Here is a 26,969-nt window from a genome sequence, read left to right on the forward strand (position 1 = left end):
GAGTGGTGCCTCCTACTCGGCGGGCTTGCGGTCGATGGCCTCGGCCAGGCGGGCAATGGTCTGATGAGCCATCACATGTCGGGAGGTCACGTCGATGCCCGCCTCGTGCAGCCGGTTGGTGATCCGCACGACCTGGAGCGAATGGCCGCCGAGGTCGAAGAAGTTGTCGTGGATGCCGACACGTTCCACCCCCAGCACCTGGCACCAGACGTCCGCCATGACGCGTTCCACGTCGTCCCGGGGCGGGGTGTAGTCGTCGGCCTCGGCGGCCTCTGGCGGCGGCAGTCGGCGGCGGTCCACCTTCCCGTTGGGTGTCAGCGGCACGCTCTCCAGCGTGACGAACCAGGTCGGCACCATGTACGACGGCAGGCTGCGGCGGCAGTGCTCGCGCAGCTTCGGCCCGGTGCCGTTGCTGTCCGATACTGGCACCACGTACGCGACCAGATGCGGCTCCCCGCCCACGGTCCGCAGTACGACCACTGCTGAGGCGACTTCCTCGTGGGCCACCACGACCGACTCGATCTCACCCAGCTCGATACGCAGCCCGCGCAGCTTCACCTGGTCGTCCAGCCGCCCCAGGAACTCCAGGCGCCCGTCGGGCAGCCAGCGGACCAGGTCGCCCGTGCGGTAGGCCCGGGCCTCCGGATCGTCCGAGAAGGGATGCCGGACGAAACGCCGTGCCGTCAGCTCCGGCCGGTTCCAGTAGCCGCGCCCGACGGCGGGACCGGCGATCCATAGCTCCCCGGGCAGCCCGACGGGTGTCAGTCGGCCCGTCCGGTCCATCACGTACGCCTCGGTGTTGTCGATGGGGCGGCCGATCGGCATGGTGGGCCGGGGCTCCTCCGAGGCACGCACCGCGTGGCACACGGCGTATACGGTGGTCTCGGTCGGCCCGTAGCAGTTGACGAGCCGGCCGGGTGCCCACGGCCCGCTCATGACCGCGTCCGCCACCGAGCGCTCCACCGCCTCCCCGCCGTACAGCACGGTCTTCAACCCGTCCAGCAGATCGGGGCGTTCGGTGAGGTGGCGGTTGAACAGGGGCGCGGTCAGCCACAGGGTGGTGATGCCGAGCGCGCGCACGGTGTCGGCGAGCCTACCGCTGTCGACCAGCGCGTCCTTGGGCACGACGGCCAGCGTGGCGCCCGAGGTGAGCGCGCCCCAGCACTCGTAGGTGTAGACGTCGAAGCAGAAGTTGCTGGTCTGGCCGACCACGTCCGCCGTGGTCACCTCGGCGAAGGCGGTGGAGTCGACCAGCCGGCAGATCGACCGGTGCTCGATCATGACGCCCTTGGGCTCGCCGGTGGAGCCCGACGTGTAGAGGATGTACGCGAGGTCGTCCGGCCCCACCTCGGAGGCGGGTACCTCCCCGGCGTCGCACTCCCGGTCGGCCGAGTCGAGGAGCACGGCCGGTACGCCGCCCAACTGCTCAAGGCGGGCGCGGTGGCGTTCGTGGGTCAGCAGGAGGCTCGCGTCGGTGTCCCGCAGCATGAACGCCAGCCGCTCGTCGGGATAGTCGGGATCCATCGGTACGTAGACCCCGCCCGCCTTGCAGATCCCGAGCAGCGCCACCACGGTGTCCAGGCCGCGTTCGGCGCAGACCGCCACCCGATCCTGGAGGCGGACCCCGCGCGTGTACAGCAAGGCCGCGAGCCGGTCAGCGCGCTCGTCCAGCTGCTCGTAGGTGAGGCGTGCGGTGCCGTCCATCACCGCGACGGCTTCGGGTGTCCTCGCGGCCCGCTCCTCCACCAGCCGGTGCACTGGCACGTCGTCGCGGTAGGGCACGCGGGTGTCGGTGAAGGCCCCGAGGACGAGGTCGCGGTCCTGGGGGGACAGCAGATCGAGTTCGCCGATCCGCTGCCCCGAGTCCGCGGCCATGGCGCGCAGGGCCAGCACGAGGTGGTCGGCCATACGTCGGGCGGTCGCGGGCTCGAAGAGTTCGGCAGAGTAGACAAGTTCACCGCTGAACGCGCCGTCGACGGTCTCCGTAAGCGCGCACGAGAAGTCGAACTTGGAACGGGCGCCGTCGAGAGTGAAGGGCTTCACCCGGAAGTCCGGCAGCGGCCACTGCTCATGCTCGGAGGACGTCTCCAGCATGAACACGACCTGGAAGAGCGGATTGCGGCTAAGGTCCCGCTCCGGCGCCAGCTCCTCCACTAGCCGTTCGAAGGGCAGATCCTGGTGCGCGTACGCCCCCAGACAGGTCGTGCGGACCCGCTCCAGCAGCTCGGCCACGGTGGGGTTGCCGCTCAGATCGGTGCGCAGCACCAGTGCGTTGACGAAGAATCCGATCAGGTTCTCGATCTCGGCCCGGTTGCGGCCGGCGATCGGGGAGCCGACCGTCACCTCCGACTGACCGCTCCAGCGGGCCAGCACCACCTGGAACGCGGCCAGCCCCACCATGAACAGCGACACGTCGTGCCGGGACGCCAACTCCCGCAGCGCGGCTGTCACCTCGGCCGGGACCGAGAACCGTACCTCGCCTCCTGCGCCGGAGCGGATCTCCGGACGCGGCCGGTCCCTGGGCAGCTCCAGCGGCTCCAGCCCGTCCAGGTTCTCCCGCCAATAACCGAGCTGGCGCTCCAACACGGGCCCGGTCAGGCGTTGGAGCTGATCGACGGCGAAGTCGGCGTACTGCATGGGAAGTTCTGGCAGCGCGGCCGCAGACGGCATGCCTGACGCAACGGCGTACAGCGCGCCCAGGTCACGCAGCAGCACCTCGACCGACCAGCCGTCGGAGACGATGTGGTGCAGGGCGAGCAGCAGTATGTGCTCCTCGTCCGCGGTGCGGGCGAGCGCCACGCGCATCAGCTGTCCCGACGTCAGCGTGAAAGGGGTGTCCGCCTGCCGGGCCGCCAGCGCTTGCACCTGAGCGTCGCGTTCGGTGTCGGGAACCTGGCGCAGGTCCGCCGTGTCGATGCGCACCGGCCAGGGGTCCTCGACAATCTGCACGGGCTCACCGTCCGGGCTGGAGGCGAAACGGGTGCGCAGCGTGTGGTGGCGGCGCACCAGCGCGGACAGGGCCTGCTCCAGCGCCCTCACGTCCAGCGTCCCGCGCAGCCGGTAGGCCACCGGGAGGATGTAGTCGACGCCCTCCTGGTCCAGCTGATCCAGGAACCACAGCCGGCGCTGGGCGAAGGAGAGCGGTGCCTGCCGCAGCCCGCCGCCCGCCGCTGCGGCCGTGTCCGCCCTTACGGCCCGCATGCGGGCGATCAGACGGTCTTCCACGGTGTTGTCGTTCGTTGCGGGGTTCACTCGGGGCTCCCTTCGGCGGGGGTGGCGCGGCGTTCCGTCTCCGGTGCGAGGTCGTCGAGCGCGCCGAGGAACGCGTCGGCGATCCGCCTGACGGACGCGGGGGTGAACAGGGCCGCGGCGTACTGGATCTCCGCGCTGAGGCCGTCGTCGGGGCCGCGGCGCACGATCATCTCCAGGTCCTGGCTGGTGGTGAGGCTCTGGGCGAGACGGGCCGTGACGGTCAGACCGGCGGGTGCGGGCAGTGGCTCGGTGTCCTCGACGAAGTTGAACACGACGTCGACGACAGGGGAGCGGGACAGATCGCGTGACGGACGCAGTTCCCGCACCAGGCGGTCGAACGGCAGCTCCTGGTGGGCGAAGGCGTCCAGCACGGTCCGCCGCACCCGGGCGAGTAGCTCGCCGGGGGAGGGCGCGCCGGAGGCGTCCGCGCGGATGACCACGAGATCGACGAAGGACCCGGCCATCGTCGCGGTCTGGGGGTGCGCGCGTCCCGAGACTGGTGTGCCGAGCACGAGGTCGTCCTGTCCGGAGAACTCGGCGAGCACCGAGACGAAGGCGGTCAGCAGCACCGTGTACGGGGTGGCCGCGCTCCGCCGGGCCGCGTCGGTCAGCCGCGGCCAAACCCCCTCCGGCAGTGCGAAGTGCAGGGTGTCGCCCTCGGGTTGCCAGACCTCGGGCCGCGGACGGTCGGTGGGTAGGTCCAGGGGTTTCCAGCCGTTCATGACCTGCAGCCAGTGCGTCACCAGCGGGGCCAGGAACTCCTCGTCGCGGTACCGGAGTTGCCAGCGGGCGAAGTCGGCGTACTGGGGGACGCGGGCGGGCACGCCGGCCGGGGTGCCGTGCGCCGCGTAGAGCTCGAGCAGTTCGCGCTGCAGGATGCTCAGCGATCTGCCGTCACCGCCAATGTGATGGAAGGTCAGGAGAAGGAGGTGATCCTCGGCGGCTAGCCGTACGAGCCGCACCCGCAGCGGGTGCTGCCGCGCCAGGTCGAAGGGGGTGTCGCGTTCCGCGGCGGCGATGTCGCCGAGGAGCCGCTCCCGGTCCTCGCCGCCCAGGTGCGACAGGTCCTCCCGTGTGACGGGGACGCTGCCGGGCGGATCGACCCGCGGTACGGGCTCACCCCGTTCGAGGGGATAGCGGGTGCGCAGGATGTCGTGGCGGGCGCTAAGCGCGTCCAGCGCACACCGCAGTGCATCCGGGTCGAGATCGCCGCACAGCCGTAGCGTCAGCGGGAGCAGGAACTCGGTGTCGCCGGGGTGCATCCGGTCCAGGAACAGCAGCCGCTGCTGGGCGAACGACAGCGGGTCGGGCCCCTCGTGGTCATCGCCGTCGAGCGGCAGGAGAGTGCCGGGTCCGGCGTCCCGCGCCGTCTGCCGCCGTTCCATGGTAGCGGCCAGACCGGCCACGGTCGGTGCGGCCAGCAGGTCCCGCAGGTGAAAGCCGGTGTCCAGGGCGCGGTTGAGGCTCGTCACCAGCCGGGCGGCCAGCAGGGAGTGGCCGCCCAGCATGAAGAAGTCGTCGTGCGCCCCGACGTCGGTGACTCCCAGAGCCTCCGCCCACACCTGGGCGATCTCGCGTTCGACGGGAGTCCGCGGCGCGACCCGCTCCGCCACGGCGCCGGAGTGCGGGGGCATGGGCAGTGCCGCCCGGTGCACCTTGCCGCTGGAGGTCAGCGGCAGCTCGGCCAGCGTGACGTAGCGTGTGGGCACCGCGAAGACGGGCAGCCGCTCAGTGAGATAGCGGCGGAGCTGCCCCGCGTTCGGTTCCCCCGCGTCGCGCTCAGGGACGACGTACGCGGTCAGCACCGGCTCGCCCGGCAGCGGCTCGCGTACGGCCACCGCTGCGCTGCGCACTGCCGGATGCCGGTGCAGTAGCACCTCGATCTCGCCGGGCTCGATGCGGACGCCTCGTAGCTTGATCTGGTCGTCCACCCGGCCGCGGTGCTCCAGCACTCCTCGGTGCAGCCAGCGCCCCAGGTCGCCCGTGCGGTACATACGCCCGCCGGGGACGGTACCGAAGGGGTCCGGGAGGAAGCGCTCCGCCGTCTGCCGGGGCAGGCCCAGATAGCCGTGGGCGATGCCGTCGCTCGCGATATAGAGCTCCCCCGGCACGCCCACCGGCAGCTCCCGTCCGTGCTCGTCCAGCACGTAGACGCGTTTGTTGCCCACGGGCCGCCCGATCGGCGGGGGCAGGATCGCGGCCTCGTCCTCCGGCTCCGGGACGGGCAGCGCGGTCGCGGCGTGCGTCTCCGACGGCCCGTACTGGTTGTGCAGGTGGAATGTGCCGTGCCGCAGCACCCACAGCACGTCGTCCGTCAGCCGCAGCTGCTCCCCGGCCGTGGTGACCTCCCGCAACCCGGCGGGCACGTGCCCGCGCCGACGGGCCTCGGCGGCGAAGCCGGCGAACAGGGTGGGCGTGCAGATCACTTGCTCGGCGCCGGTGTCCGAGAGCCAGTCGAACAGCGCCTCCGGGTCGCGCCGGGCCGCCTCCGGGGCCAGGAGCACCGTGCCGCCGGAGGCCAGTGGGATGAAGATCTCCTGGAAGTGGACGTCGAACCCGATCGAGGCCAGCTGCGCCGTACGCACCCCGCCCAACTGGTCCCGCAGCTGCCACTGGGTCAGGTCGACCAACGCCCGGTGGGGCAGACACACGCCCTTGGGGGTGCCTGTCGAGCCGGAGGTGTGGATGACGTAGGCGGTGTCGTCCGGCACCACCACCGGCAGGGCGGGCGCTGGGCCCGGCGCCGAGGCGAGGGCGTCGACGCGCAGCTGCTCGGGGCCGCCGTCCGGCAGGAGTCCGGCGGTGGCGTGGGTGGTGAGCACCAGCGGCGGCCGGGCCTCGTCGAGGATCGCGGTCAGCCTGCCGGGCGGATACCCGGGGTCCAGGGGAAGATAGGCCGCACCGGCGGTCAGCACGGCGAGCAGGGCGACGGGCAGGGCCAGGTCGCGCTCCGCGTAGACGCCCACCACGTCGCCGGGGCCGATTCCGCGCCGGACCAGCTCACTGGCTAGGGCGTCGGCGTCCGCCCCCAGCCCGCCGTAGGTCAGGGTGCGGTCCCCGCACCGTACAGCGACCCGGTCCGCGGCTGTACGGACCTGCTGGCGTACCAGTCCGTGCACGGTGTCGGCAGCGGGCGGCGGCATCGCCGTGCTGTTCCAGCCGTCCGTCGCCGTGCGGTCCACACCGGCGGCGAGCGCGGCCGAGAGGTCGGCCTCCGCGCCCGCCGCGCAGACGTACGTGATCAGCCCGGTGTACTGGCGGAGCACGCCCTCGACGGTCTCCCGGTCGTACAGGTCGGTGGTGTACTCGATCGCGAGCCCGAGGCGGCCGTCCTCCTCGTCGCGGACGGTGACCGCGAGGTCATAGCGCGACCCGCCGCCGTCGATGTGCACGGGCTCGGTGCGCGTCCCGGCCAGCCGCAGGCGACCCACCTCCTGCCCTTCCAGCGTGAACAGGACCTGGAACACCGGGTTGTGACCGAGGCTGCGCTCAGGGCGCAGTGCCTCCACCACGCGTTCGAACGGTATGTCCTGGTGCTCTAGGGCCTCGTAGACGACGTCCTTGACCCGCGCGGACAGCGCGGCGAACGTCGGTGCTCCGGCGAGATCCGCGCGCAGCGCGAGCGTGTTCGCGAACAGTCCGACGACCTGCTGGGACTCGACGTGCGAGCGCCCCGCGGAGGGGGTGCCGACGACCACGTCGGAGCTGTTGGCGTACCGCCCGAGCAGGGTTAGGAACACCGTCAGCAGTCCGGTGTACGGGGTGACGTGGCCGGACCTGCACAACCGGAGGAACGCCCGGCCGGTCTGTGCCTCCACCTCGGCGGTCGCGAGCGCGCCGCGCGCGGACTGCACGGCGGGCCGGGGTCGGTCTTCGGGCACGGTGCACAGCTCGGGAAGTCCGGCCAGCTGCTCAGTCCAGTGGCTGAGTTGCGCGGCGGTGGCCGGGGACTCGTGCACGGCCCGCTGCAGGGCGACGGCCCGCGCGTAGCGGGCGGCGGGCGGCCTCGGCGGCGACCCGTCGACCAGGGCGGCGGTGTAGGCGGTGTCCAGGTCGTCGAGGAACAGGCCCAGAGACCAGCCGTCGAATACCAGGTGGTGCCAGCAGAACAGGATCAGCGCCTCCCGCCCTGCGGTCCGCGCCACCACGACGCGCAGCAGGGGGTCGTGCCCCAGGTCGAAGGGGGCGCGGGCCGCCTCCTCCAAAAGCCGGTCCGCCTCCGGGCGAGCGAGGCCGCCGGGCAGCACGGTCACCGGGATGCGTACCGTGTCGTCGATGCGCTGGACCGGCGGAGCGCCGGGCGGCGGCACGGGGAAGCGGCAGCGCAGGGCGTCATGGCGGGCGGCGACGGTCTGAACGGCGTCGTCGAGGGCGTCGGTGTCCAGCGGTCCGGTGACCCGGTAGGCGACGGACGTGGCGTAGGACGATCCACCGGTGCGTACCGATTCGGCGAACAGGACCCGCTGCTGGGCCGACGTCAGAGGAAGGTCACCGGCGCTCCCTTCCTCCGGCGCGGCGGTTTCGTCGGTGACGCGGGAGGCCTGTTCGAGCAGGCTCGCCTGCGCGGCCAGGGTCGGGTGCCGCAGCAGTTCTCCGACGCTGATGTCGCGGCCGAGGGTGGTGCGGACGCGGGCGCTCAGCGCGACAGCGGCAAGCGAGTGACCACCCAGGTCCAGGAAGTCGTCGTGGCGCCCGACGCCGGACACCCCGAGCACCGCGGACCAGGCGTCCGCGAGGAAGCGTTCGGTCTCTGTGGCGGGCGCCTGCAAGCCGCCGGCGCCGTCGTCGCCACCGTGGCCGGGTTCGGGCAGCCGCGCCCGGTCGACCTTTCCGTTCGGGGTGAGAGGGAACGTCTCCACCGTAACGAACTGGGAGGGCAGCATGTACGACGGCAGGGTACGGGCCAGTGCGGCACGCAGCTCCCCCGCCGACGGCACGGCCGATCCCCCGGGAACGACGTACATCACCAGGCGCACGCCCCCCGCCGGGTCGGGCCAGGGATGGGCGACGGCCATGCGGACGCCCGGCACCGCGACGGCCGCCGCTTCGATCTCGCCCAGTTCGACACGATGGCCACGGATCTTGACCTGGTGATCGGTCCGGCCGGCGATCTCCAGGCTGCCGTCCGGCCGGAACCGACCGAGGTCACCGGTGCGGTACAGACGGGCGCCGGCGTCGTACGGATCCGGCAGGAACCGTTCCGCGGTCAGCGCGGGCTGGCCGTGGTAGCCGGCGGCCAGTCCGGCCCCGCCGATGAACACCTCCCCGAGCTGTCCGGCGGGCACGGGACGCAGGGCCTCGTCCAGGACGTGGAACGTGGTGCGGGCCACCGGCCACCACCGCGCGACGGTCCCGGTGCCGTCCAGCAGGGCCGTGCTGGACCAGATGGTGGTCTCCGTGGGTCCGTACAGGTCCCAGGCGCGCCCGCCGCAGTCGCCGAACCAGCATGCCAGGTCGGGGGGAAGAGGCTCGCCCCCGCACAACAGGGTGAAGTCGTCCGGCGGTCGCCAGCCGTCGCTCCGTAGCATCCGCCAGGTCGCCGGGGTGGCCTGCAGAGCACTTGCCCGGGTCGACTGGATCAGCCCGGCCAGCGCGCGCGGGTCGCGGCTCTCTTCGGGGGTGGCGATGACGACATGACCGCCCAGGGTCAGAGGCAGGAACAACTCCAGGGCCGCGATGTCGAAGGCGACCGTGGTGACCGCCACCAGCGTGGCCCCGTCCGGGAGACCGGGCCGCTGTGCCATGGAGCACAGGAAGTTGGCGAGGGCGCCGTGGGTGACGGTGACGCCCTTGGGGCGGCCGGTGGAACCGGAGGTGTAGATGGTGTAGACGGCGTCGCCGTCCACCAGAAGGACGGGACGCGGGGCGCCGGGGCCGCCTGCGCCCTCGGCGACGCCGGTGTCCGTGAGGACCAGGGTCGCCGCACTGTCGTCGAGGATGTGGGCGCGCCGCTCCTCGGGATGCGCGGGGTCCAGCGGCACGTAGGCGGCCCCGGCACGCACCACCCCGAGCAGGGCGACGAGCAGGCCCGTGCTTCGGTCCATGCACACCGCGACCCGGCTGCCCGGTCCGATCCCCTGGTCCTGCAACCGCCGAGCCAGACGGGCGGACGCCGCGTCCAGCTGCCGGTAGGTCATCGTCTCGGTACCGCAGGTCACGGCGGTCCGATCACCGTGTCCGCGCACTGCCCTCGCGAACAGCTGGTCCAGACGCTGCGCCACGTTCGTCTCCTGGTCCGTCGGTCCTGGGGATCTGCTTCAGTGGCCGACGGTCCGCCGCGCCTCGCGCACCGAGCGGGGGCGCATGTCGGTCCACACCCGTTCGATGTGCTGGAGGCAGTCCTCGCGGGAGCCGACCGTGCCTTCCTCGTGCCAGCCCAGCGGCAGGTCGCGGTCGGTCCACCAGATCGAGTACTGCTCCTCGTCATTCAGGACGACGCGGTAGGTGTCGCTCATGTCTCCTCCTCGAGTGGGGGCGTCGGGTGTCACACGATCCGCACGTTGTACGCGCGCAGCCAGGCGTCGGTCTCCAGCAGTGGGGTGAGCAGGTGCGCGGTGTTGGCCCAGGCGACAGAGACGCCCGCGCCCTCGGCGAACTTGCGCACCCGGTCGGCGTCGAGCAGCTCCCGCAGCGGCGAGTCGGAGTCGTCCAGCAGCCGCAGCACCCCGGCGACGACCCGCTCGGTGTAGTCGGGCGCATGGGTCGCGGGGTAGGCGCTCTTGCGGCGGTTGAGCAGGCCCGGCGGGAGCAGGTCGGCGACGGCCGCACGCAGCAGGCTCTTCTCCCGGCCGTCGGCGCACTTCATGGACCACGGCACGTTCCACAGGTACTCCACCAGCCGGTGGTCGCAGAACGGGACCCGGACCTCCAGACCCACGGCCATGCTCATCCGGTCCGTGCGGTCCAGCAGGAGATGCAGTGGGCCCTGCAGGCTCAGGTACAGCACCTCGCGCATCCGTGCCTGGAGGCCGCTCTCGCCCTCCAGACGGGGGACCCGAGCCAGCAGAGCGGCGTAGCCGTCGCGCTCCTGTTCCTCGGGGCGGACCCGTTCCAGGACGTCGGGGGCCAGGCACTCGACCAGGCGGGGACCCTCGCCCAGCCAGGGGTAGGTGTCCGCGCCGACCAGGGACGGGGTGTGGAACCAGGGGTAGCCGCCGAAGACCTCGTCGGCGCCCTCCCCGGACAGGGCGACGGTGGAGGTCCGGCGGACCGCGGAGAACAGTTGGAGCATTGAGGAGTCGAACTGGCCCAGGCTCGGCAGGTCGCGGGCCCGCAGCGCCTCGGCCGTGCCGGCGGCGACGGCCGCGGAGTCCAGCACCACCTCGGTGTGCCGGGTGCCCAGATGCCGGGCGGCCTCGCGGGCATAGGGCGCGTCGCGGTCGGGACGCAGGGCCGTGGAGTGGAAGTGTCGATCCGCCTCGGAGAAGTCCACCGCGAACGTGGTGAGCGGGCGGCCGGTCCGGGCGGCGGCCAGCGCGCTCAGTGCGCTGGAGTCCAGTCCGCCCGACAGCAGCGAGCAGAGCGGCACGTCGGCCACCAGCTGCCGCAGCACGATGTCCTCCAGCAGGCCGCGGACGGTCGCGACGGTGGTGTCCCAGTCGTCGGTGTGCGGTCGGCTGACCAGACGCCAGTACGGGAACTCGTAAGTGCCGGAGCGGTCGGCGACCAGGGTGGAGGCCGGGGAGACCTCGCGCAGTCCGCGCAGCACGGAGCCGCCCGGCTCCTTCAGCCGGGGGTTGAGCACCACCGGCAGCCGTTCGGCCTCCAGGACCGGGCTGAAGAGAGGGTGGGCGAGTATCGCCTTGGGCTCCGAGCCGAACAGCAGCCCGCCCGGGTAGGCGTGCACATATAGCGGTTTGACGCCGAGCCGGTCGCGGACCAGGGTCAGGGTCTCCCGGTCGCCGTCCCAAACCGCGAAGGCGAAGATGCCGTTGAGGCGCTCGGCGCAGTCGGCCCCCCACTCCAGGTACGCACGCAGCACCACCTCGGTGTCGCAGCGGGTAGCGAAGAGGTGTCCCCGAGCGGTGAGCCGGGCGCGAAGTTCGGGGGTGTTGTAGATCTCGCCGTTGTAGATCAGGACGACCGGCTCACCGTCCGGTGAGCGCCGGGCCGTCATGGGCTGCGCCCCGCCCTGCGGGTCCATCACCGCGAGCCTGCGGTGGCCGAGCGCCACGTGCGGTGCGGTCCACGTCCCGCAGCCGTCGGGGCCCCGGGACGCCAAGGACGCCGTCATCCGGTCCAGGGTGGGTGTCTGCGCGCGTAGGTCCCGCCGGAAGTCGAGCCAGCCGGTGATGCCGCACATCCTGGTCTACCGCTCCTCGGTGAGGTGGCGCTCGGCGATGTCGTGGAGCACTGTCGGATCTCCTCGGTAGGGGCCGTCCGGCGTGGGGAAGGGGAGGACCAGGTCGGTGAAGCCGAGCCGGGTGTAGCGCTCGACCGCGGCGGCGAAGCAGTCCGCGGAGGACAGGACGGGGTGCTCGCGCCCGGTGTCGACCACCATGCGGCGAATGGTGCCGGGGTCGCGTCCGAGGCCGCTGCAGGCCCGGTCCAGGGTCCGGATCTGCTTCGCCAGGGCCGCGTCGTCGATGTGCGGCGCCCGGTGGGGGAAGGGGGCGGCCCCGTTGGTCACCCAGATGTCGGCGTGCCGGGCCGCGACCGCGATGCCCCGAGGACCCGTGGCCGCGACGGCGATTGGGGCACGTGGGTGCTGGATGCAGCCGGGGACGACTCGAGCGTCCTCGACGTCGTAGAACTCGCCGTGATGGGTGCTTCGTTGTCCCCGCAGGAGCCGGTCCACGATCTCGGTGAACTCGGCGAAGCGGCGCATCCGGCCTGGTGGGTCCGGCGGTTTTCCCAGGGCGGACGCGTCGATGCCGGCCGTGCCGGCGCCCAGCCCAAGGACCATACGGCCCCCGGACAGGTCGTCCAGGGTCATGAACTCCTGGGCGAGCGGGACGGGATGACGGAAGTTGGGCCCCGTGACCAAGGGGCCGAGCCGGATGCGGCGGGTGTGCAGAGCGGCTGCGGTGAGCGTCGGCACGGCCGCGTACCAGGGCTGCCCGACGCGTTCGCGCCAGGTGAGGTGGTCGTAGGTCCAGGCGTGGTCGAAGCCGAGTTCGTCCGCCAGACGCCACTGCTTGGCGGCCTGGTCCCAGGGCATGTCGGGCAGGATGACGAGGCCGGTCCTCATCGCGTCTCCCGGAGCGTGCGGCGAGCGCCGACGGGGCGGGCGCCGTGCAGGAAAACGTCGAGGTCGATGTCCCGGGCGGCCGTGACGTTGGGGCACTGCCAGGGCAGCGACCGGCGCGGGGGCCGCTCGGCGTCGTGGAAGTACAAGGCCTGCCAGCGGCCGGGCGCGGCCGGGTCCTCGGCCAGCACCGGGTTGGCGACCAGGAAGTTCCGTACGGCGGGGGTATCGCGGCGCACCGACAGCCACAGCCGCTTGTCGCGGAAGTGGGTGCGCGGCAGTTCCACCCGGGGGTGGAACTTGCGTTTGAACTGGAAGATACCCTTGCTGACGAACGGCTCGCATCCTGACAGGTCGAGCCTGCGCACGCCGTGCCGGCTGGCCCAGTCGATCAGCGCGGGATAGAGGGCGGCGAGCGCGCCGTGCGCGTAGTGCTCCTGTGCGCCGTCCAGCACCCCGGCCAGGCGCAGGGTGAGGGTGTCGGGTGCCGGGCCGTACCGGCACAGCATGCCCGCGACGCGGCGGTCGCCCTCGCGCAGGAACAGCAGCATGCCCCGACGCAGCAGACAGGCGCGTGCCATGTCCTTGTCCATGGACCGAGTGGACGCGCCGTGCCGCAGGCGCATGGTGGGCAGGTGGATCGCGTCGTAGAAGTGGTCGAAGTCGGCGTCCGACATGGATGTCTCTACACTCCAGTCACGGAGTCGGAACTGCCGCTCGGTGCGCTGGCGTTCCTTGCGGGAGATCCGGCGCCGCATCTCCGTGGCGTCGGCCACGACCGGCACCACCAGGTGCAGACGGAACGGAAGCAGCAGCGAACGATCGTCGGGCAGCCGCGCGGCCCGCCGGGCGGTGGTGCCCACCGCCAGCAGGTCGCAGTCGGCCGGCCCCGCGCCCCGCTCCAGCCGGTCCCACCCGACGCTGCTGTGCCAGCGGCGGATCGCGGCGGCGTTCCCGCCACGGCGTTCCTCCAGGAACGGCAGCACGTGGCGGAGTCCGTCGTCGATGCCCGCGTAGCCCAGGACGAGCGGGTGGCCGGGCAGTTCGGATACCACCTGGGGAAAGCGTCTGGGCAGGTCCCCGTCCCACCAGAGCCGCAGTCGGGTCAGCCCGGGGTGCTCGCTGTTGGTCCAGGCGTACCGGGCATGGAGCGTCATCGGGTCGCGCTGCATGGTCCCTCCCTTCGCGGACATACGGGTCGACGCACGGAAACGACGGGAGGATCAGGAGGCGGTGACGTCACTGCGCAGCAGGTCGGGAGCGCCGAAGGTGTCCGAGGGGTCGCCGCCTGTGCCGGTGATCCGATTGCGGTCGTCCACGAAGACCACCCGCGGTTCCAGGTCCTTGCACTCGGCGTCCGGTACGACGCCGTAGGCGATGATGATGACGAGATCGCCCTCGGCGACCAGCCGGGCGGCGGCGCCGTTCACGCCGATGACCCCGCTGCCGTACTCGCCCGGGATGACGTAGGTCTCCAGCCGGGAGCCGTTGTTGATGTCCACGATGTGCACCAGTTCGCCGGGCAGCAGCCCAGCGGCTTCCATCAACTCCTCATCGATGGTCAGCGAGCCCACGTAGTGCAGATCGCACTGGGTCACGATGGCGCGGTGGATCTTGGACTTGAGCATGGTTCGGAACACGGCCTACTCCCAAGAGGTGCGCCGGATGGACGGGTTGGTTCACGCCACGGCGGTGTGAAGGATCTTCAGGATGTCTTCTTCGCCGACGGCGAAGCGGATGCCGTCGGGGGCCGCGGGCGGCAGGGTGTCGTCGCAGTAGCTGCCCGAGGCGTGCACGACGACGTCCGTCTCCCTCGGGATAAGTCCTCGCTCGTCGCCGACGAGGAGACCGGTGAGGGCCATGACGAGTGACCACTCCCGCAAGTCCTCGGGGGAGGCAGGCAGCTCCGCGCCGAGGGGCGCGGCGAGCGCCCGTACCCGGCTCCACCGCTCCAGGCACTCGCGCTGGGACACCACGACCCCGTCCCCCCCGTGCTTGCGGATGAGCGGGTCGATCTCGGCGCAGGTGACCGGGGCACGCGTGTAGAAGGTGGGGTCGATGAGGTCCGTGGGGGAATCGGTGACGGCAGGGAAGCGCGGATCGTCGGATTGCCGCCACAGGTCGTCCGCCACGTCATGGGTGTAGCGAGGCAGGGAAGAGCCGGACAGGCTCAGCACCATGTCGGGCGTGGATAGATGCTGCACCAGGAAGAAGCCGGGGTGGGCGGACGGTGCCTTGAGGTCGGGGGCGACGCCCTCGGACAGCAGCCGATAGCCGAGGCTGTAGCCCAGCAGGCCGTACGCGCTGGAGACGGCGTGGGCGTGCCAGCGCGGGACGCCGGTGTCGTGCTGGGCGGTGAACTCCGCCTCGACACAGGCGCGGACGACGTCCGCCATCCGGTAGTTGTCGAGATCCAGCGTATACCACACGCGCCAGGTGTCCTTCGCGGACGGATAGGCGAGGTAGGTGTCCACGACGTTGCGTGCTAGGTCCTTGACCTGGGCCGGCCGGTCGACCTGCGCGAGCACGGCGGGGTTTGCCGCGCGCAGTTCCGCGGTCGCCGCCAGCGGACTGTCGCGGAGCTTGTGCAGGGAGTCGGCCGGGGCGACGGTCATCACCCGCAGCCGGTCGGGTCCCGCGATCCCAGTCGCGTACGCCCGGGCGACCGCGTCGCGCAGGGCGGTACCTTTGTTGCCGGACGTGGGGGTCACGATGATGACGTTCTCCCCGGTCTCCCGGATGTGCTGCACGGCCCGCCCAACCATGCTGAGCGAGGCGAAGGTCTTCGTCGTCCGGGTGCCGGGATTGCGCATCAGGTTTAGCGCAGTCACCCGGCGTCCGCCGACGGGCTCCAGTTCGTGCACCGAGACGTCGGAGGCGGCGTAGAACTTGCGTAGCGCGTCGTCCGGTTCCGGTGCCTGGAGCGGCAGTTCGGTGTCCTTCAGGCGGGTGCGGCGCGCGCTGAGGGCCTCCGCCGCCGCGCGGACGACCCGGTGGTAGCGCGTGAGTGTGGCGGGGACGACGGTCGGCGTTGGCTCTGTGGCGGGATGGAACGGCAAGAGTCGCCCTCGTTTCTTGGGAAGTGGCCTGCGGCTGCGGCGGGGGGGAAAGGGAAGGGGCTCGGGTCACCGGCCCCCGCCGCCAGCCATCTTCTCCAGCGCATCGAAGGCGGTGACCGGATCGGTGGTGATCTCGAACGGGACGACCAACGGGCCACGTGTGAAGCCGCGTTCTTGCACGGCCGTCACGGCATGCAGCAGCGGTGTCCAGAACGCGTCCACATTGAGCAGGACCAGGGGCCGGGGGCGCTGACCGAGGTAGTTCAGGGACATCACCTCAATGACCTCGTCGAGGGTGCCGTAGCCGCCGGGGAGCGCCAGGAAGGCGTCGGCCCGGGCGAACATCTCCCTCTTGCGCGCGAACATGTCCTCGGTGACGAGCAGTTCCTGCTCGGGTGCCGCGTCGTCACGCTCCAGTTCACGCAGGAACCGGGGAATGATCCCCGTGATGGGGGCGCCGTGCGCCTTCGCCGCGCGGGCCACCGCACCCATGACGCCGACCCCGCCAGCGCCGTACACCAGGCGGTGGCCGCGGGTGCCGAGCAGGGCGCCGACGGTCTCGGCGCACTCCGTCACCCGTGGCGAGGTGCCGGACCGGGAACCGCAGAAGACGGCCACCGAAAGACTGGTTCCGTCCTCGGTCCTGACCTGCGACAGGTCGCCCGTCATCGATCGCCTCCAGCCACCGGAACGCGGCCCGAACGGCCGCGCTTCGCGGCGGCGTCCGGGTGTCGCAACACGACGGGGCACCATGCTGGGCACGGTGCTATCCGCCGCCTATTGCTGGACGATCGGACCCCTATCCGAGGCCGGGCGCGCTCGCCTGTGAGCCGCCGATAGTGTGCGGATGGGCGACGGAAAGGATCACGTTCCTACGATGCGCCGCACGAGAAAGCCCCCGCCGACCGGCGGGGCGACGACGCACCCGGAGGCATCGCCATGAACAGGTTGTCGCTCAGCACGACGCGGATGTGCCCCGTCCCGGCGGCCGCGGCCCCGCTCGGCTCCCCGGATGACACGCCTTGGGGGCCGGCGGTGCTCGGTACGTGAGTGCCCGGCGGGACACGCGGCCAGGCCGGTGTCAGCGGTCGGGCGCCAACAGGCGCTGGGTCCTGTTCTCCGCCTCCTTGTCGCTGTACTGCTGGAACACGGGGAGCGCCTGCTCGAGCAGGGCCACGGCACGCTGCCGGCGTTCTTGCCGCAGATAGACCTCGGCCAAGCTCAGTCTGGACAGCGCCGTGTCGTGGGCGTTGCCCGTGGCCATGGCGAGTGCCAGGGCGCACTGGAAGCAGCGTTCCGCCTGCGTCAGGTTGCCCAGTGCCAGCTGAGCGCTGCCGAGCCCGCGCTGTACGTATCCCTCGCCTACCTGGTCGGCTTGCTCGCGCACGATGGGCAGCGCAGTGAAGAAGCGGCTGGTGGCCTGCTCGGGGAGTCCCTCCCGCAGGTCGAGCGAGCCCAGCCGGAACAGCGCCTGGGAACGCACGCGCTGATTGCCGACCTCGTCGCAGACCCGCAGCGCATCGGTGAGGAGTCGGCGTGCGGTGGCCGGGTCGCCCGACGCCGCGTGGATCTCTGCCATGGTGCACGACACGTGCGCCTGGCCGATGGGGTCCCCGGCGGCTTGGAACAGCTCCGCCGACCGCCCGTACATCTCCAGCGCCTCGTCGAAATCGGCCTGGATATGCAGGCACAGGGCGAGGTTGCGGAGCGTCAGCGCCGTCCCGCCGCTGTCCCGCAGGCCCTCGAAGATCGGCAGCGCCTTCTCCAGTTGGGGCCGGGCCCGGTCGATGCGCCGCTGCGAGATGTACAGCGACCCCATCGAGCAGCGCAGCGCCGCCTCGCCCCGGACATTCCCGGTGCGCATGACCGCATCCAGTGCCGTCTCGTGAGTCTCCCTCCAGTCGTCGTGGTAGAGACGGGCCTCGAACAGGGTGACCATCTTGATGGCGAGCTCCCAGCAGAGCTCGTCGAAACCCTGCGCCGCCGCGTGCCTGATGGCGGCCAGCAGCCCGGAGCGCTCGACGTCCATCCAGTGCAGGGGGTCGGCCAGCACATGGCGGACCAGCGCCGGAGGCAGCTCCCGGCGTGGCGATTCCCCCTGAACGAGCGTGAAGTCCCCACCGTAGAGCCGCCCGTGAGCCTGCTCGGCCAGGGACAGCCAGGCTTCCACGACACGGCGGACGACTTCTCGGCGGCGCTCGGGCGCGAGCTCGTCGGCGGTCTCGCGCAGGAAGAGCCGGGTGAGGGTATGGAAGCGGTAGTGGGGGTCGTTGGTCGGCCCGACGTCCACGGGCAGCAGCAGTTGGCATGCGGCGGCCTCGTCCATCAGGTCCAGTGCCTCTCTCGGGCCGACGCCGATGGCCACCCCCGCCATCCACCCCGGTATGGACTCCATGTCGAAGAGGCTGAGCAGGCTGAGGAGGTTGCGCAGCTGCTTGGGCAGACCACGGTAGGCGGAGGCGATGCTGCTGCGCACGGACTGGCTGCCGTGGACGAGTTCGTCCAGGCTGCGCTGGTCGTCGTCGACGCGCTGCGCCATGGTGGAGATCGTTCGGTTCGGCGTCGCGGCCAGGCGTGCCCCGATGATGCTCAGGGCGAGCGGCAGGCCATCGACGCTGCGGACCAGGGACGTCGCGGCGGCCGGTTCGGAGCCGACCCGGTTGTCCCCGACGATCTGCTCCAGCAGGTCGACGGCGTCCCGCACAGTGAGGACGTCCAGGCGGACCTTCTGCAGCATGGGGACGCCGGTATGAGGGGTACGGCTGGTCACGATGACCGCGCAATCCCGTCCGCCGGGCAGCAGGGGCTGGATCTGGTCCTCGTCGGCGGCGTCATCGAGGATGAGCAGCATCCGGCGCCCGGCGACACAGCTGCGGAACATCGCGGCGCGCTCGTCGACCTCATCCGGGATGGCGGGCGGCGGTACGCCCAGGACGCGGAGGAAGTGATCCAGCACTCGGGCCGGCGGGACCGGGGTGGGCTGGCTGCCGTGCAGGTCGTAGTAGAGCTGTCCGTCGGGGAAGTGATCCCGCATCAGCCCGTACGCTACGTGGAGGGCCAGGGAGGTCTTGCCGACGCCGCCCTGGCCGAACAGGTTGACGGCGCGGATGGCCCGGTGCTTGGCGGAGGGGATACCGGTCAGTGCCGCGCTGAGCTCTTTGACCTGCTGCTCCCGGCCGGTGAAGCAAGGGGGCTGCGGCGGCAGCTGGCGTGGGACGATCTGCTTGGTCGGGGTGATGGTGGTCCCGAACGCCAGGTTCGGCGCGTCGTTGAGGATCTCCTTCTCCAGGCGGCGTAACTCCTCGGAGGGTTCGAGGCCGAGCTCCCGGACCATGTGCTCGCGTCCCTCGCGGTACACCTGGAGGGCGTCGCTGCGCTGCCCCACCCCGTGCAGGGCCAGCATGAGCTGGCCGCGCAGTTTTTCGCGCAGGGGGTTCTCGGAGACGTGCGCCACGAGTTCGGGCAGCAGTGTGCGTTCGCGTCCTTGGAGGAGTTCCAGGTCGAAGCATTCCTCCATGGCCGTGAGGCGTTCTTCATTGAGCAGGACCGCCTTTCTTCGGAACGCGTCGCTGTCGAGTCCGCTGAGGGCCGGTCCGCGCCAAAGGGAGAGCGCGGCGCGGTAGTTCTGTACGGACTGAGCGATGTCACCGGAATCGCAGGAGGCCCGAGCATCTGCTACAAGCCTGGCGAACTCGTCGACGTCCCGTAGGCCCGGGTCAAGCATGAGAGAGTAGCCGAAGTGATGCGTTTTTAGAGCGTCTCGCATTCCCACATCGGCCAGCGCCCTACGCACTGCAGAAATACAGATCTGTATCTGGCTTCGCACGGTGGCGGGAGGGTTCTCCGGCCATATCACGTCGACGATGTCCTCGATGCTCACGATTTCCCTGACGCGGCAGGTTAGGGCAGCCAGCAACAGGATATGCCGACGAGCGTTAAGGCGTAATACCACTGGTCCGCGTGTTACTTCGAAGCGCCCGAGGAGCTGGAACTGTGTTTGTTCGCTATCTCTCCATTGTGCGTTCACAGCACCTCCACTGATAGCGTCATTTGCCGTTGCCCAGAAAAAGGCAGGGTCTCCGTCCTGGAGGTTTCCTTGCTGCCTTGGAGTTTTGCAACGTCGCTGTAGATATCAGATTGAAAAAGGATTCACAGAATGACGATCGATATTGCCTGTGGGGTGTCAAATCGCTGACCGGTACACCTCTGGAGGCCATGTACGTCTACCTTCCCCGGAAAGTCATCAACTCCCGCTCGTTGCTAGAGCAGCACCGAGTGCCTCCATGCTGATGCAGGAATTCTCGCCTGGCTCGCGTCCGAGGGAATCAGCGCATAGCGAGAGTGTCGCCAAGGTACGGTCTTCCTGTCAGTGCGGTGTCGACGGACACCATCGGGTTGGGAGGCAGGTCGAACGGGTGCGGATGGTATAGCTGAGCTTTCAGGGCGATGATGGAACCATGTGACGATAAACGATCGATAAATGAAGGTATCATGAGCGTTTTCGGCCTCCCGGATCCCTCTGTGACCAGCGGAACCCTGACTGCCTAGGGGGCCAAGGCGGTGAGGCCGGTGGGTGCACGACACATGCGTGGACGCCCTCAACCCCAGAGAATGACGCCCGCCAGGAGGCGAGGCCCGGGATCCCCGATCGCCTCGCAACCCACGTCCTGCTCTCGCCGAACACGCGGCGGTACGCCTGTCCTGCGGGACGCCGGCGTCCTCGCCGCCTGCCTGGCGGGCGCGATAGGCGGCCAGGGCGCACAGCTCCTGCCGCTCTAGGGCGTCGGTCTCCGTCATGGACGCCACAATACGGAACCGGCTCGACACCGCGCCCGCTCCCGTCGCGTCGGTTACTGGGCAAGCCCCGGTGAGGCCCTGCCGCCGGCGCTTGCGTTCCCACTGCCGAAGCCACTTCCGTGACCGGCAGCCGCGCACCCGGCATTTCCCCTGTCCGACGGTGCGTCCGACCCTCGTGCATCCAGGTGAGAGAGAAGACCGCGGGACGATTGTGCATACGGCTAGGTCACTTCCTGCCGTACTTGCGGTGGTAATCGTCGTCGTTGTCGTAGTTCCCATCGTAGTAGCTGTCGTTGTCGCGTCCGTCGCGAGGCCAGCCACCGGTGGTGTTCGGGCTGATGCCGGGCTCGGGGCTGTACGCGGAGGCGGAGGAGCCGAGAGATGATACGGGCGGCGACGGGGTGAAGCTGTCCTCTGGCTCGGTGGCCGAAGCGGTGTACGACTCAGAAAGCCCCCGGCCGGACCGAGAACTGCCAGATCGGCGTCTTCGCCGCCTACGCCCTCCGCCCGCGGCCGGGCCTTGGTCGACCGCGAGCTCTACCTCCCGAAGCCCTGGACCGAGGACCGGGAACGCTGCCGCACCGCAAGGGTCCCCGACGAGCGGGAGTTCGCCACCAAGGGCGAACTGGCCCGGCACATGGTGCTGCGGACCGTCGCCTCGCCGCTGCCCATTACCTGGGTCACCGCGGATTCCGCCTACGGAAGATCTCATGCGGCGACGGCGCGAAGGGGCCTCGCGTCTACCACTGGGCAGCGGTGCGGCTGCCGGCCGTCGCCGAGTTCGACTATCAGGGCGAGGTCCCTCATCGGATGCGGTGGGCACTGGCCCGGCGCAGCATCAGCAAGCCCGACGAGATCGCCTACTACCTCGCCTACACACCCCTTCAGATCACCGTCCAGGACCTGGTGCGGGTCGCCGGGGCACGCTGGGCGATCGAGGAATGCTTCCAGGCCGCGAAGAACGAATGCGGCCTAGACCATTACGAAGTCCGCCGCTACGTGGGCTGGTATCGGCACATCACTCTAATTCCTGTTTAGGGACGGTCTCGTCGAGAGCAGTTGATCGGCGCCGTTCGAAGAGTCGGTGACCAGGCGGGTCGATCTGATGCCTTACGTCTACCAGGGGCGGCAAGCCCTCCTACGAGACGGGCGAAGATTGGTGCCATCTGGTCACCACCTCGATCAACCGTGGTGTGCTGCGTGGGCACCGGGTGGACATCTCACGTCGACCAGGCACTCGCAGGCCTTCTTACGAGACCGGTGACGGCCGGTGTCCTCGGAGCACACCACGGTCCGGTTGTTGACGTGCGTGGGCGCCGGACGGACGGCTTACATCACCACGTCCTTTGAGGACTCTGGCCAGACGGTCCGCCGGCCGGCGCCTTCGTCCGTCAACACTTGCCGCTTGATCACTCGTTGGAGTTGGTGGCGCGAGCCCGTCGCACGGTGACCTCTTGAAACGCCCGGGCCGTGAGAGCCCCCGCACAGACCGAGGCCCGTGGGATGCGCTGGTGCCACGAACAGCTACTGAGGTGGCGGACCAGCCTGCTGGCTGAGTCCTGGAATTAGGTCGCTGCGTGGCCCGCACGTGCTCGTGACCAGTACAGACGCACAATGGGGAGGGAACACTTTGATCTACTGCGGTACCGACTGGGCGGAAAAGACCCATGACGTCGTCCTGGTCGATGACAGCGGCCAGCTGGTCGCGAAACGGCACATCACCGACGACGCAGACGGCTACCGCATCCTGCTGGAGCTGCTGACCGAACACGGTGACACGCAGGAGACACCGATCCCGGTGGCGATCGAGACTTCCCGCGGCCTGCTGGTAGCCGTGCTGCGGACCGGGAAGCGGAAGGTCTACGCGATCAACCCCATGGCCGCAGCCCGCTACCGTGACCGGCACTCCGTGTCGCGCAAGAAGTCCGACCCGGGCGACGCCCTGGTCCTCGCGAACATCCTGCGCACTGACATGCACGTGCACCGGCCGCTGCCCGACGACAGTGACCTCGCACGATCACTCGCGGTGCTCGCCCGCGCTCAACAGGACGCCACATGGAACCGGCAGCAGGTCTCCAATCAGCTCCGCTCTCTGCTGCGCGAGTACTACCCGGCCGCGCTGGCCGCCTTTGAGCCCTGGCGCAACGGCCTCTGCCGCCGGGAAGCGCGGGAGGTCCTGAAGGTGGCTCCCACACCCAGCAGGGCAGCACGGCTTACACGCACGCAGCTGCAAGCGGCGCTCAGGCGGGCCGGCCGTGAACGGAGCATCGCTGCTGAGGCAGGACGGATGCAGGAGGTCTTCCGGGCCACCTGGGCGCATCAATCGCCGCTGGTCGAGGAAGCCCTCGGCAAGCAAATGCTCGCTCTGCTGGTCCAGCTGGAGGCCGCCTGCACGGCGGCCGACGACCTGGCCGAGGCGGTCGAAGAGGCTTTCCCTCAGCACCCGGACGCTGAGATCATCCTCAGCTTTCCCGGCCTCGGCGTTCAGCTCGGCGCCCGGGTGCTCGCAGAGATCGGGGACGACCGCAACCGGTTCACCGACGCCCGCGGACTGAAGGCATACGCCGGCTCCTCGCCCGTCACCAGAGCATCAGGCAAGAAGTCGAGCGTCTCCCGACGCTGGGTGAAGAACGACCGGCTCAACCACGCCGGCTACCTCTGGGCTTTCGCCGCCATCACCCGCTCACCTGGCGCCAAGACACACTACCGACGGCGACGCGACCACGGAGACTGGCATGCCTCCGCGCAGAGGAACCTCTTCAACCGCATGATCGGACAGCTCTACCACTGTCTCCAGCAGCACGAGCTGTTCGATGAACAGACCGCGTTTCGTTCCACTCCCGCCAAAGCTCTGGAGGCGGCGTGACCAGGCTGCACGGCATGAATAGGCTTCCGCGCATGGCCAATCAGTCTCTTCCTTACGACCGGTTCCTTGGTGAGTTTCAGGAACTGGCACATGGTCGCCCTGACGGCCCTGCACTTCGCGACTCGGTCCGCGACCACGCCGCCCTGGACGAGGAGAAGCTGGTGCACTATCTCCGTTCAGGAACTGCCCTTGCCGTCACCGGATCACCAGTCCATGACGCGGTGAGCAACGAATTCATCGGCGCGCTGGAGCTGCACACTGACGGCGAGTGGTTCTGGTATTCAGACCTCGCTCACTACGTCGAGCGCTACCACGTTCCGCTGGACGAGACCTTCATCGACCACGCACGCGCACACCACTGGACTCCACCCAAGCTCTCTGCGGAAGACCTCATCCGGATCGGAGACACTCTGGACGCGTTCGATGCTGAAAACGCTTGAAGACGGACGGCTTGACGAGTTAGGCGCCTGAGGTGTCTGGCCATGCTCGCGCACGCCTTCCTGGCCGCCACGGCACACCGGCCTTGGGAAAAAGGGGCGGAACAGGTGGGACAGCCGGGGCCATCGAACTCACAGTGGCGGAGGTTCGGCGACTCCTGGCAGCTTGTCGTGCCCTTCACCCGCCGTTCCGAGCGACGGCGGGCCCTACCGAGCAGAAGCCCGTCCCCGGCAAGCCGAAGAAGGGATGATGGGTCCCATGACGAAGCCGCGCCTCTCCGAGGAAGAACACGCCGAGATCGGCAAGCAATTGGCCCGGATGCAGCGGGAGCTGGCCCGCGTGGGCACCAAGCTCGCCAACTCGTATCCGCGATCGGGGCCGGAGGCCCAACCCATGCGGCGAATCACTGCGACGGAGGAGGCGCTGCGGGAAGCCCGCTACGCCCTGGAGAACGCCCTGTTCCGCGACCACCCGAACGCGGGTGTCGAGGTGTACTTCCCTCAGGACTGAGCGCGTTCGAGGCCCCGCTGTCAGACCCCGGCCGTACAGTCGGAGACCAGTGCCCCACCGGGAAGTCCGCCGCCGGTGGGGCACTCGTGTCACCATGCCCGGACACACCGCACAGTCCAGGGGGGACACATGCGCACCATCACCATCACGCTCGCCACCGCTGCCGCGCTCCTCGCTCTGGCCGGCTGCTCCTCGTCCGACGATGCCGGGCCCGCCACCGACAGCGGCACCCCGTCCGCCGAGCCCACCGTGTCCGTGCCGGCCGAGCACCGGGACGACGACCTGGAGGCCGCCGTCGGCGTCTACACCGGCGCCTATTTCGCCGGGGACGACAAGACCGCGTACGGCATGCTGTCCAAGCGCTGCCAGTCCGCGATCACGCCCGAGGCGTACAAGGGCGTCGTGGAGCAAGCCGCGAAGGACTACGGCCCGGACCACCCGGCGACGGACGTGCGGGCCGAGGTATCGGGCAAGTTGGCTCGCGTCACGTACAAGGTGAAGGGCCTGCCCAGGTTCGATCAGCGGGCGCAGCCGTGGGCGTTGGAGGGCGACGCGTGGAAGTACGACGCCTGCTGACGGTGGCGCAGCGGCAGGCGATTCACGACGTAGGCCTCGTGCACGAGCACGAGGCCGTCATCCTGCGCGCCCGCCTTCGCCTGCACCGCAACCTGAACCTTGCTTGATGTTTCACCTGATCATGGCTCACCATGGGCCGCAGATCTGGCATGCCCGGAAGCAGAACGGACGTCCAGCCTCGGCCCCACGGTCACCTTCGGCATGATTGCCCCCAGCAACCTCAGCGTTCCAGGGGGGGAACCATGAGCCGTCCCATACCTCAGCGGAATACCCGCGCCGAGAAGGCCGGGAAGAAGATTCTGCTCTTCGGGTGCCTACCTGCCTTCGCCTTGATCGTCCTGCTGATCGTTATCGGCAGCACCCTCGGTGACGGGGGCGACGGAAAGAGCGACTCGATCTCGGCCGATAGCCCAACGGCCAGCGCATCCGCCAAGGTGGTGGAACCAACAGCCACCCCTTCGGAGCCCGATGGCCCAGGAATCAGCAAACGCCGCCTCACCGAGATCACCGTTGACCTGGTCTGGGACAAGTACACCGAGGAGAAGAGGGAAGCACTGTGCCTTGGCGTTGAGGCGTACGGCGCACAGTGGCTGGCAGACCAGCTGAAGAGCGAGAACCTGGACCACGACTACGCTGGCCAACTCATGCAGAGGAAGTGCGAGTCGCGCTAACACGCTTCCGGCCCGGCCGTTTCGTTCCGCGGCCGGGTCTTCGCACGTCCAGGGGGAGGTGCCCATGCCCTCACCGAAGTTCAGCAAGGGCAGCCGCCTCACCAACGAAGACCGCCGCGAGATCATCCGCCTGCACGGCGAGGCCAAGGGCCGCAACGAGATCATCGGGCATGACCCGCGCACCGAGCTCTTCAAGGACCAGCTCGGCCTCGACGCCGAGGGCTACATCACCGTCACGTACCGGGTGCCGACGGAGGAGGATCAAGCGGAGGCGGTCCCTCTGCCACTCGCCGAACGGCGAGCCGCGTGAAGAAGGCCCCAGCCATTCGGCTGGGGCCTTCTTCACTCAGTCTGTCTGGCGAGGGTGTCCTGTCTTGGCCAAGGTGACCCAGCAAGTCATGGCGTTCAAGTCGTGCAGGTACCAGACCCGCCCGCCACCAGTGACTTCGATCTGCCATTGCGGATACGTCTTGCCGTTCCGCACGCCGGTCGCCAGTTCGTGCTTCAACGGATGATGCCTTCTGTTGTGCACAGAAGGCGCGGGGCCCGTGCGCATCAGCATCCAAGCATCAAGCGTCGGCCCTGGTGCCTGATTCATCAGTTCCTGCCAGCCCTCAGAAGCAGCCCGATTCGCGAACTTGATGTGGTATTCGCCCTTAGCGGGCGGAGGCGGTACAGGGTCCCCCTTGCCTAACGTCACTCGCTGACTACCTCCGGTGCAGGTACATCGCCGTAGTCCTTATCGCCGTGGTCGACGGTGAGGGCAGCGTACAGGTCTGGATCGGCGTAAATCTCTGCCGTGTGCTTCCACTCAGTGATGACCTGGGCGATCGGCTCCACGGTTCCCAAATCAGCGCTGGCCCGGAGCGTCTCAACGAACTCGACAAGGAACTCTCGCATAGCCCCGGCCGGCAGGAAGCGAACCCACGGGAAGGCTTCCGGGAACGCTTCAGTCAGGAGCTCCAGAGCAGCTGGGCTCTCCTTCATGAGTGCAACGAACATGCGGGTAGTGCTGTCCAGCACCTCAACGACCTGATCCGCCCTCGCGGCAGTCGTCAGGTACAGGTCCTCGGCATCGCGTCGATGCAGCCGCAAACCCTTCCGGGCAGTGACCTGCATGCGAGCGACAGTGTCCTTCGGCTTATTGATCAGCTCGGAGAAGTTCGCTTCGGCAGGCATAGTGGTCATGACTTTGAAGGTACTTCGAAACTAGATGGAAGTCCACCTGGTTGAGTTACGAATCTGAAAGCGCTCCTCAGAGGCCTAACGCCTGTGACCTGCGGAAACGCGTGCTTACACATAGCGACGAAGCGGCCCGGCGTAGCAGTAGCCACCGCCCGAAAGGGCTAGGGGGAAGCACCACAGACTTGCTAGGGACGGAAGTGGCGTCCAGGATGAAGCCGCCCGTATACCCAACCGATGCGGTGGGCCCGTGCCTAGGCATTGACGTCGTTGTCCAACACGGCCAGCAGACTGGCAGCGCGCTTGCGTCGCCGAGCCGCCCCAAGGACCGGACGGCTAGTAGTGCTTGGTCAGGTCGGTATCGGTTGTGGCATGTCGCGGTGACAGGTGGGGCAGGCGCCGGTCCAGACCGCGAGGACTAGCTGCAGTTC

The 26,969-nt window shown here is 69.5% G+C and carries 18 protein-coding genes and 1 pseudogene; 8 read left to right on the forward strand and 11 right to left on the reverse strand.

The window, feature by feature from the left end; translation table 11 throughout:
• Positions 1 to 12 precede the first annotated feature (12 nt).
• The 10 genes from AB0J12_RS34915 to AB0J12_RS34960 form a co-directional block, all read right to left on the reverse strand.
• Positions 13 to 3,252 carry an amino acid adenylation domain-containing protein gene (locus tag AB0J12_RS34915; RefSeq protein WP_363268676.1) on the reverse strand — a complete coding sequence of 1,080 codons (3,240 nt, stop codon included), beginning with the start codon at positions 3,250 to 3,252 and terminating at the stop codon, positions 13 to 15.
• On the reverse strand, positions 3,249 to 9,473 hold the full coding sequence (locus AB0J12_RS34920) for an amino acid adenylation domain-containing protein (RefSeq protein WP_363268677.1): 6,225 nt from the start codon (positions 9,471 to 9,473) through the stop codon (positions 3,249 to 3,251). Before AB0J12_RS34920 ends, AB0J12_RS34915 begins: the two co-directional genes overlap by 4 nt.
• A 36-nt stretch (positions 9,474 to 9,509) precedes the next feature.
• Positions 9,510 to 9,707 (reverse strand): MbtH family NRPS accessory protein, encoded by a 198-nt coding sequence (locus AB0J12_RS34925; protein WP_363268678.1) that lies wholly within the window; start codon positions 9,705 to 9,707, stop codon positions 9,510 to 9,512.
• A 29-nt stretch (positions 9,708 to 9,736) separates the two neighbouring features.
• Positions 9,737 to 11,554: an asparagine synthase (glutamine-hydrolyzing) gene (gene asnB / locus AB0J12_RS34930; protein WP_363268679.1), complete on the reverse strand. Its 1,818-nt coding sequence runs from the start codon at positions 11,552 to 11,554 to the stop codon at positions 9,737 to 9,739.
• A gap of 6 nt (positions 11,555 to 11,560) precedes the next feature.
• Positions 11,561 to 12,442, reverse strand: coding sequence for an LLM class flavin-dependent oxidoreductase (locus AB0J12_RS34935; RefSeq protein WP_363268680.1), 882 nt, complete (start codon positions 12,440 to 12,442; stop codon positions 11,561 to 11,563).
• On the reverse strand, positions 12,439 to 13,611 hold the full coding sequence (locus AB0J12_RS34940; protein ID WP_363268681.1) for a hypothetical protein: 1,173 nt from the start codon (positions 13,609 to 13,611) through the stop codon (positions 12,439 to 12,441). Before AB0J12_RS34940 ends, AB0J12_RS34935 begins: the two co-directional genes overlap by 4 nt.
• A gap of 51 nt (positions 13,612 to 13,662) precedes the next feature.
• The gene (panD, locus tag AB0J12_RS34945) at positions 13,663 to 14,079 is read right to left on the reverse strand and encodes an aspartate 1-decarboxylase (protein WP_363268682.1); all 417 of its coding nucleotides are present in this window, start codon (positions 14,077 to 14,079) and stop codon (positions 13,663 to 13,665) included.
• Positions 14,080 to 14,118: 39 nt separating this feature from the next.
• Positions 14,119 to 15,498, reverse strand: a complete 1,380-nt coding sequence (locus tag AB0J12_RS34950; protein WP_363268683.1) for a DUF6002 family protein — start codon at positions 15,496 to 15,498, stop codon at positions 14,119 to 14,121.
• 66 nt (positions 15,499 to 15,564) lie between these two features.
• Entirely contained in the window at positions 15,565 to 16,167 is a 603-nt protein-coding gene (locus AB0J12_RS34955) for a TIGR00730 family Rossman fold protein (RefSeq protein ID WP_363268684.1), read from the reverse strand.
• 412 nt (positions 16,168 to 16,579) lie between these two features.
• On the reverse strand, positions 16,580 to 19,222 hold the full coding sequence (locus AB0J12_RS34960; RefSeq protein ID WP_363268685.1) for a BTAD domain-containing putative transcriptional regulator: 2,643 nt from the start codon (positions 19,220 to 19,222) through the stop codon (positions 16,580 to 16,582).
• Positions 19,223 to 20,751: 1,529 nt separating this feature from the next.
• On the opposite strand from AB0J12_RS34960, the pseudogene AB0J12_RS34965 reads away from it, so the two are divergent.
• From AB0J12_RS34965 to AB0J12_RS35000, 8 genes and pseudogenes are all read left to right on the forward strand, one after another.
• A pseudogene (locus AB0J12_RS34965) lies at positions 20,752 to 21,321 on the forward strand (transposase); the annotation flags it as partial.
• 604 nt (positions 21,322 to 21,925) lie between these two features.
• Complete coding sequence (locus AB0J12_RS34970) at positions 21,926 to 23,161, forward strand: IS110 family transposase (RefSeq protein WP_363268699.1); 1,236 nt, start codon at positions 21,926 to 21,928, stop codon at positions 23,159 to 23,161.
• A 32-nt stretch (positions 23,162 to 23,193) separates the two neighbouring features.
• Positions 23,194 to 23,601 carry a hypothetical protein gene (locus AB0J12_RS34975; protein ID WP_363268686.1) on the forward strand — a complete coding sequence of 136 codons (408 nt, stop codon included), beginning with the start codon at positions 23,194 to 23,196 and terminating at the stop codon, positions 23,599 to 23,601.
• 256 nt (positions 23,602 to 23,857) lie between these two features.
• Entirely contained in the window at positions 23,858 to 24,109 is a 252-nt protein-coding gene (locus AB0J12_RS34980; RefSeq protein ID WP_363268687.1) for a hypothetical protein, read from the forward strand.
• Positions 24,110 to 24,238: 129 nt separating this feature from the next.
• Positions 24,239 to 24,685, forward strand: a complete 447-nt coding sequence (locus tag AB0J12_RS34985) for a hypothetical protein (protein ID WP_363268689.1) — start codon at positions 24,239 to 24,241, stop codon at positions 24,683 to 24,685.
• Positions 24,664 to 24,792 carry a hypothetical protein gene (locus AB0J12_RS34990; protein ID WP_363268691.1) on the forward strand — a complete coding sequence of 43 codons (129 nt, stop codon included), beginning with the start codon at positions 24,664 to 24,666 and terminating at the stop codon, positions 24,790 to 24,792. Before AB0J12_RS34985 ends, AB0J12_RS34990 begins: the two co-directional genes overlap by 22 nt.
• 135 nt (positions 24,793 to 24,927) lie before the next feature.
• The gene (locus tag AB0J12_RS34995) at positions 24,928 to 25,356 is read left to right on the forward strand and encodes a hypothetical protein (protein WP_363268692.1); all 429 of its coding nucleotides are present in this window, start codon (positions 24,928 to 24,930) and stop codon (positions 25,354 to 25,356) included.
• Between the two features lie 64 nt (positions 25,357 to 25,420).
• On the forward strand, positions 25,421 to 25,666 hold the full coding sequence (locus AB0J12_RS35000) for a hypothetical protein (protein WP_363268694.1): 246 nt from the start codon (positions 25,421 to 25,423) through the stop codon (positions 25,664 to 25,666).
• Positions 25,667 to 26,052: 386 nt separating this feature from the next.
• Here AB0J12_RS35000 and AB0J12_RS35005 read toward each other — a convergent pair whose 3' ends face one another.
• The gene (locus tag AB0J12_RS35005; RefSeq protein WP_363268696.1) at positions 26,053 to 26,544 is read right to left on the reverse strand and encodes a hypothetical protein; all 492 of its coding nucleotides are present in this window, start codon (positions 26,542 to 26,544) and stop codon (positions 26,053 to 26,055) included.
• Positions 26,545 to 26,969 lie beyond the last annotated feature (425 nt).

Source organism: Streptomyces sp. NPDC049915 (genome assembly GCF_040656475.1).
Taxonomy (GTDB): domain Bacteria; phylum Actinomycetota; class Actinomycetes; order Streptomycetales; family Streptomycetaceae; genus Streptomyces.